Genomic DNA, 6987 nt, shown 5'->3' on the forward strand with positions numbered 1-6987 from the left:
TACCTGACTTCCGACCCGATAGGATTAAATGGCGGTGAAACGCCTTATAGCTATGTTCAGAATCCGTGGGATTGGTTAGATCCGTTTGGGTTGGCTGGGTGTCACGGACACCACTCAGATCCTAAATTTATGGGAGGAGACCCGAAACAACAATTAACAAAATTAGATGCTACAAAACATAGAAATCTCCATAAAGATATGAATGATTTTTTAATAAATAAAACTAAAGTTATTAACGGCAAAACTGTTCATATGAGACCTCAAAGAGGAAATAGTGGACGAATAATTAGAAGAAATTTTGATAGAAGTGAAAGATTATCTGCATTATCTGATTTTTATAAAACTACAGGAGCTAAATATATAGATGCTGCGAATGACTTTTTTACCATACATCCAAATTTGAAATAGGATAATACATTTAATGAAAAATAAGATTATTGCTTATGAACTATCTGGAATAGATAACCATTCATATTTCTATGAATGCGCTCCCAAAGAAACTTTCTGTAGCACCTGTCATTCATGTATTAACTATCAATATTATCCTAATAATTTTCATATTAAAAATAAGGCTGATTTTAGTTTTGCTTACGATGGAGGCCCACCAATTATTTCAGCTAAGTTTAAATATTTTATCGAAAATTTAGGTTATCCTATTCAATTTGATTGCTTAAATCCAGAAGGCTCATTATTCACACTTATTCCTGAGAAAAAATTAACATATTTGGCAATGCAACAAAGTGAATATTGTAATAAATGCAATCAATATGTTAATCAAATAGCTCCTATACCGAATTTCTCAAATGAAATCCAACTTCCGATTAGTGATGGTTTTTTTAGAAGTGATATGAAATTTGGCAGTGGTATAGAAAAAGGTTTTATAGTTATTTTAGGAGTAAATACTGGTAATTTGATAAAAAAAGCTCAAAAAGAGTTAAAACTTAGAGGGTTAGATCTTATACCAATTACTCTTTAAGTGACATAAAACGATTATAAATTCTTCTTTAAAAACAACTGATATATATTACAGTGGTATTATTTCTCTTTAAACTTGTTCTTTAATAATATATTTGTACTCCGTTATAATCGATCTATTTTTCGCAAAAATCTACAAAACTCAACCGCACTTATGCCTATGATAAGGCATTAAACACCGTTGCCGCCAATGACGAGCAGGAAAACCTGGCGATGACGGTCAACGGCAACAACCAGATTACCGATATCAGCAACCGCAACCACACCCGGGAACGCTATCAGTATGACAGCTGCGGCTATCTCAGCCAACGTCAGGTCGGCATGCCGCACGGTATCACCCTTGACCCGTTTGACCCACACTATGCCGAACAACAACTGATTGGCCACAACGATATTTATCAGCCGGGACATAAACTCCACCGCCTGCACAACGACCGCTATGTTTACGACCGTGCCGGACGGCTTATCCGTAAAACTACTGAGGAAGACGGCTACCGCACTGGCGAAAACCACTACCGCTGGAACGGCTTTAACCAGCTTACCGTCTTCACCGGCAAAGGCAAACTCGGCGGACGCCGCTATACTTGGTATTATAAATACGACGGTATCGGCAGACGGATTGAGAAAGCCTGTCCGGAGCAAAATACCAAAGTGCGGTATGTGTGGGACGGTGACCANCTTGCCTACACCCTCAGCGAAAAAAACCAGCAAACCGTTGCCGAACGCCACAGTGTATTCAACGGTTGGCAGTTAATCGCACAGCAAGATAGCTACCAAACNNTNGAACAAACCCAAGACGGNANNATCAAACAGTGGCAAGAGCAAACCCACTATGCTATCGTGCAACCGAATGGCAAAGTGATTGGCTTGCTCACCCCAAAAGGCGAACTGGCGTGGCAAGACAAGCCAAGAACCCTCTGGGGATTGGTGCTGGACAGCTATCAGCGAAGCGAAGCAAACACCCACCCACTCGACCCGCAACTGTTGTTCGCCGGACAATATGCGGATAACGAAAGTGGCTTGGCGTATAACCGGTTTCGTTACTATGACCCAAGCACGGGGAATTACCTGACTTCCGACCCGATAGGATTAAATGGCGGTGAAACGCCTTATAGCTATGTTCAGAATCCGTGGGATTGGTTAGATCCGTTTGGGTTGGCAAGTTGTAATTATAGAAAAATATATATGGATGCCTATCCTAAAATGAAGAAGTTTATAGGTACAGGAAAACTCGAAGTTCACCACCGAATACCTCAAGTATTTATTAAAAATGGTAAATTTCCACAATCAATGAAAACATCACTCTCTAATTTACAGGGATTACCGACAAAGATACACAGGCAAGTTGTCACTCCTGCTTGGGAGGCTTTTAGAAAGACTAATCCTAATGCAACAAAAGCTGAAATTATGAAATTTGCAGCTAACATGGATAAAACAATAGCTCAATATATTAACAAAATAAATTAGAGGCAAAAATGAACACTGAATTAGCTGAAATAATGAATTCAATTGAAGTTTTAAAAGGAAAATCTCCATATATAAAAACCTATGAAAAAAACACTATAAAAATTTTAAAGGGGCAAGGAAGTATTATTGGAGAGAAAGATAAGTTGCACCTTGACTTTCTAAAGGAATCTAATGGGTTATCATTACTAGATTATTGTTTCTGGGGGTTTAAAAATTCTCATTTATATCCTACTAATATATATGATGAAATGAATTTTTTTTGGAGCAAAGAAAATATGGCAACATTTAAATTCTGGTGTTTCGCAGGGAATAGCGCAGGGGAAAGGTTTGGGTATATAAATAAAAAAAACTCATATGGAAATCACTTTATTGCATACTACAGCCAATTAAACCCTAATTATTTACAACTCATAGCTTCAAATTTTAATATATTTATTGTTAAATTTATTAGTGACATTGATAAACAAGTTAACAGCGATAATAGCTCTCTAGATATAGAAAATTATTTCTTTATGGACTCTGAAAAATTAACCGATAATGATAAAGAATTATCTGAATTTATTGCTTTAAATCATGGCCAATCTATTGTTTCATTTTCTCAATTATCTTGAAATAAAGATAAGTGGTTTTATTTATGATACAAAATTATTGGCTAGCCTTGACTTAATCGGCTGGCGAGAATCGATAGATTGCATGACTATGTGGGGAACCCATGTGACTGGTGCGTTCCGTTTAGATTGGCTGGGAGCTACAAAAATCTTAATCCTCGCAGTAAAGCATTAAGAGCTGCTGCTAACCGAGAAAATCGACGGCAAAGGTAAGCATTGGTAGTATGCTACGATAAAGACAGCCTGAAACTCAAACAGGTCACTAAGCCGTTGGACGAAAGCCACTACCGCTGGAACGGCTTTAACCAACTCACCGTCTTCACCGGCAAAGGCAAACTCGGCGGACGCCGCTATACCTGGTATTATAAATACGACGGTATCGGCAGACGGATTGAGAAAGCCTGTCCGGAGCAAAACATCAAAGTGCGGTATGTTTGGGACGGCGACCAGCTTGCTTATAGCGAAACGGAAAGACAGCAGCGAATCGACAGTTGCCGACATAGTGTGTTCCACGGCTGGGAACTGTTGGCGCAGCAAGACCAGTACTACGATATTGAACAAACCGCCGAAGGTGGACAGCTAAACTGGAAAAATCAAACCCACTACGCCGTCTGCCAAAGCAATGGACAACCACTGGCACTGTTCACCCCGGAAGGGAAACCGACATGGCGCAAACAGCCGACCGCACTTTGGGGACGCCTGCTTAACCACCGTTGGGCAAAATACCAACCCAGCGAACCGCTCAATCCAAACCTACTGTTCGCCGGACAGTATTATGACGAAGAATCGGGCTTGGCTTACAATCGCTTTCGTTATTACGACCCGGAAACCGCCAACTATCTCAGCAGTGACCCGATTGGCTTAAATGGTGGAGAAACGCCTTATAGCTATGTGCACAATCCGTGGGATTGGTTAGATCCGTTTGGGTTGGCTGGGTGTCTTAAAAATAAAGTCGATGGATTAGCCAGAGAAAAAAGAGCGCAAGATATTCTTGAACGCCGTTATGGAAAAGAAAATGTTTTAAGAGAAAGAATATTGCGTGATGCAAATGGCAAGAAAGTTTTAGATCCATTAACTAACTCAGGAAGACGAGTAGATTTTGTTGTAAAAGGGAAAGATGGGGTATGGCGTCCTATTGAAATTACTAGTAAAACTGCCCCTAAGTTTGAGCAATTAGCAAAAGAAACTAGGATTAGTTCAATTGGTGGAACTTTTGTTAGAAATCCAATAACTAAAGAATTAATACCTATCGAAGGGATATCAAAAGTTATAAGGAGTAAATAAAATGAACAATGATTTTATATTATTTGATCTAAACGCATATTTAAAAGCTAATCAAAGTGATTGGTGGCAAAATTATTATTTAACAATGTCAAATACCTTATTCCATTTCTTATTGGATAATAATTTATTAATAGATATAAGTCCCTTCGATGAAAAAGGAAATTTAGATAAAACAATTGTAATAAAAAAATCAAATTTAAAACCTGAAGGTGTGGAGTTATTTAAAAAAACAATCCCCAACTGGGCTAAATCTCACGAAAAAGGTACACCAATTGAAAAAATTACCATATTAGAAAAAGGCTTAGTGAAGATCAAGAAAACACTTTAGCTCTATACACAACGGCAGTCATGACAATCACCGTAGCGAACGCCGCTATACCTGGTATTATAAATATGACGGTATCGGCAGACGGATTGAGAAAGCCTGTCCGGAGCAAAATAGCAAAGTGCGGTATGTTTGGGACGGTGACCAACTTGCCTACACCCTCAGCGAAAAAAACCAGCAAACCGTTGCCGAACGCCACAGTGTATTCAACGGTTGGCAGTTAATCGCACAGCAAGATAGCTACCAAACTCTCGAACAAACCCAAGACGGCAGCATCAAACAGTGGCAAGAGCAAACCCACTATGCTATCGTGCAACCGAATGGCAAAGTGATTGGCTTGCTCACCCCAAAAGGCGAACTGGCATGGCAAGACAAACCAAGAACCCTCTGGGGCTTGGTGCTGGACAGCTATCAGCGAAGCGAAGCAACACACCCGCTCGACCCGCAACTGCTGTTCGCCGGACAGTATGCGGATAACGAAAGTGGCTTGGCGTATAACCGTTTTCGTTACTATGACCCGAGCACGGGGAATTACCTGACTTCCGACCCGATTGGACTTGCCGGAGGGGAAACACCGTATTCCTATGTACAGAATCCGTGGGATTGGTTAGATCCGTTTGGGTTGGCTGTGTGTCCACAATTACAAGCAAAACTACAAGACGTTGTGAACCAAGCAGTAAAAGATATTAAAAATAATCCAAGTATTGCAAAAGATCTTATGAGTAGTGGTAGCTATCGCCATCTTAAAGATCCTACATCACCACTTTATTCTGCAAGCTTTGGAAAAGCTGTTGAAAGAAGAACTAGAGATTTAATCAAAGATATTCCTGAGTTGAATAGTTTAGTAACGCATACAGGACTTACTCGAGGAACTAATGGACGATTTATTTCATCTCCAGATTTTACCACCACCTCTAAAGGTGTATTTGATGTAACAACAAATGCAGCAAAAGCGACTCATGAAATTAGGTATACAGCTAAAAATTTAACTAATGAAGTTGGTTATTTGCTATATGATGTAAACAAAAAAATTAAATTTAAGTAGGCGCTAAATGACAAATAAAATAGAAAACTACTTCTTTAAAAAAAATTTTATTGATATCTTCAATAAAGAAAGAAGTATTTTTATCAATAGCATCTTTGATAATTGTGATATTGGATTACCCAATAATATAGAAGATTTACCAATCATTAAAAACATTGAATTTAATGAGTGTGTTTTTTTATTTTGTACGTTTGGACCGATAATACTGGATAACATAAAATTTAAAAACATACGATTTGAGAATTATGGAATTTTTTGGAGTCCATTTTTAAAAAATGTAATTATTGATGGTAAAATATCATCATTCAGAATTAATAAAAATATTTTTTTATCAGATAAAAATCCAGAGTTACAAAAAAAAGCAAATGAATTTAGACAGCATTTTTATAAAAAAATCGATTGGGCTATAGATATATCAAGAGCTAAATTTTCTAACTTTGACTATAGTGGAATTCCTGGAGAATTATTTATTAGAGATCCTGAAAACCAAATTTTAATAAAAAAAGATAAATTCTTTTCACTATCATTACTAGATGATAAGTTTAAAGAAAAATTTGATTATGTGACAATGTGCCTAGAAAATTTCTTAGATAGTGATGATTATGACATCGTAATTCCAGTCCCATTATCAAAGCCTAAAAAAATTAGACAACCTATATTAGAAGGATTACTTGAACTTAGAAAGCAGGGGTTTGCTGAAGATAATTAATATAGATATACCTCCAGCGGTATTTTTTATCAAAACTATTCTTGGTTTGATAGCTAGAATTTATAGAAAAATAAAAGGATAACCTCCTGCCAACCGCCGGTGAAAAACTCGCCGCTGATGCCGTTCAACGCATCACCGCTCGCATCAACAACTTTCCGCGCTCTCAAGTCCGCCTCGTCGGTGCCCGCGAAGTGGTTGAGCCCGCCGCACGCCAAACCGACACCATTAAGCACCGCAGCTTCTGGGCTGCCCTTGCCGGTGCGGTTGCCGGCGCACTGGTCAGTGCCGCCATATTGGGGGCTGCTAGCTTTCTGTGTGCTGGGTTCGGTGGATTTGTCATCGGCATGGGCATTTTGCTCAGCCCTGCCGTGTCTTCCGGTATCGATACCGTCAAAAATAAAGTCGAAAGTTTCTTCACCCCACCCGACCCCGACGGCACCATTATTCTCGGCAGCCCGAATGTCTTCGCCAATAATCTACCCTTAGCTTATGCGGCGATGGATAACAGTGATGTCACTATCGCTTGTAAAGACCATTCCCCGCCGACCATGATTGCCGAAGGCAGCGAAACGGT

At 39.1% G+C, this 6987-nt stretch carries 9 protein-coding genes; all 9 read left to right on the top strand.

Translation table 11 applies throughout. From position 1 onward, the window contains the following. A partial coding sequence (locus B8880_RS14445) for a hypothetical protein (protein WP_159460747.1) occupies nt 1–408 on the top strand: 408 nt, incomplete at its 5' end. Between the two features lie 13 nt (nt 409–421). Next, nucleotides 422–976 carry a hypothetical protein gene (locus B8880_RS11050; protein WP_084257661.1) on the top strand — a complete coding sequence of 185 codons (555 nt, stop codon included), beginning with the start codon at nt 422–424 and terminating at the stop codon, nt 974–976. Between the two features lie 320 nt (nt 977–1296). Further along, nucleotides 1297–2442 (top strand): RHS repeat domain-containing protein, encoded by a 1146-nt coding sequence (locus tag B8880_RS14760; RefSeq protein WP_260337787.1) that lies wholly within the window; start codon nt 1297–1299, stop codon nt 2440–2442. An 8-nt stretch (nt 2443–2450) separates the two neighbouring features. Beyond that, a complete protein-coding gene (locus B8880_RS11060) occupies nt 2451–3053 on the top strand; it encodes an SMI1/KNR4 family protein (protein ID WP_084257663.1) in 603 nt (200 codons plus the stop codon). 213 nt (nt 3054–3266) lie between these two features. Next, a complete protein-coding gene (locus B8880_RS14765) occupies nt 3267–4334 on the top strand; it encodes an RHS repeat domain-containing protein (RefSeq protein WP_084257664.1) in 1068 nt (355 codons plus the stop codon). 1 nt (nt 4335) lies between these two features. After that, a complete protein-coding gene (locus B8880_RS11070; RefSeq protein WP_084257665.1) occupies nt 4336–4662 on the top strand; it encodes a hypothetical protein in 327 nt (108 codons plus the stop codon). A gap of 118 nt (nt 4663–4780) precedes the next feature. Continuing rightward, nucleotides 4781–5704 (top strand): RHS repeat-associated core domain-containing protein, encoded by a 924-nt coding sequence (locus tag B8880_RS14770; protein WP_279626862.1) that lies wholly within the window; start codon nt 4781–4783, stop codon nt 5702–5704. Nucleotides 5705–5711: 7 nt separating this feature from the next. Next, the gene (locus tag B8880_RS11080) at nt 5712–6413 is read left to right on the top strand and encodes a hypothetical protein (RefSeq protein WP_084257666.1); all 702 of its coding nucleotides are present in this window, start codon (nt 5712–5714) and stop codon (nt 6411–6413) included. Nucleotides 6414–6604: 191 nt separating this feature from the next. Then, nucleotides 6605–6987 (top strand): PAAR domain-containing protein (locus tag B8880_RS11085; RefSeq protein ID WP_143933440.1); only part of this gene is annotated, 383 nt, incomplete at its 3' end.

The sequence above is a fragment of the Pasteurella testudinis DSM 23072 genome, from assembly GCF_900176075.1.
Classification (GTDB): domain Bacteria; phylum Pseudomonadota; class Gammaproteobacteria; order Enterobacterales; family Pasteurellaceae; genus Chelonobacter; species Chelonobacter testudinis.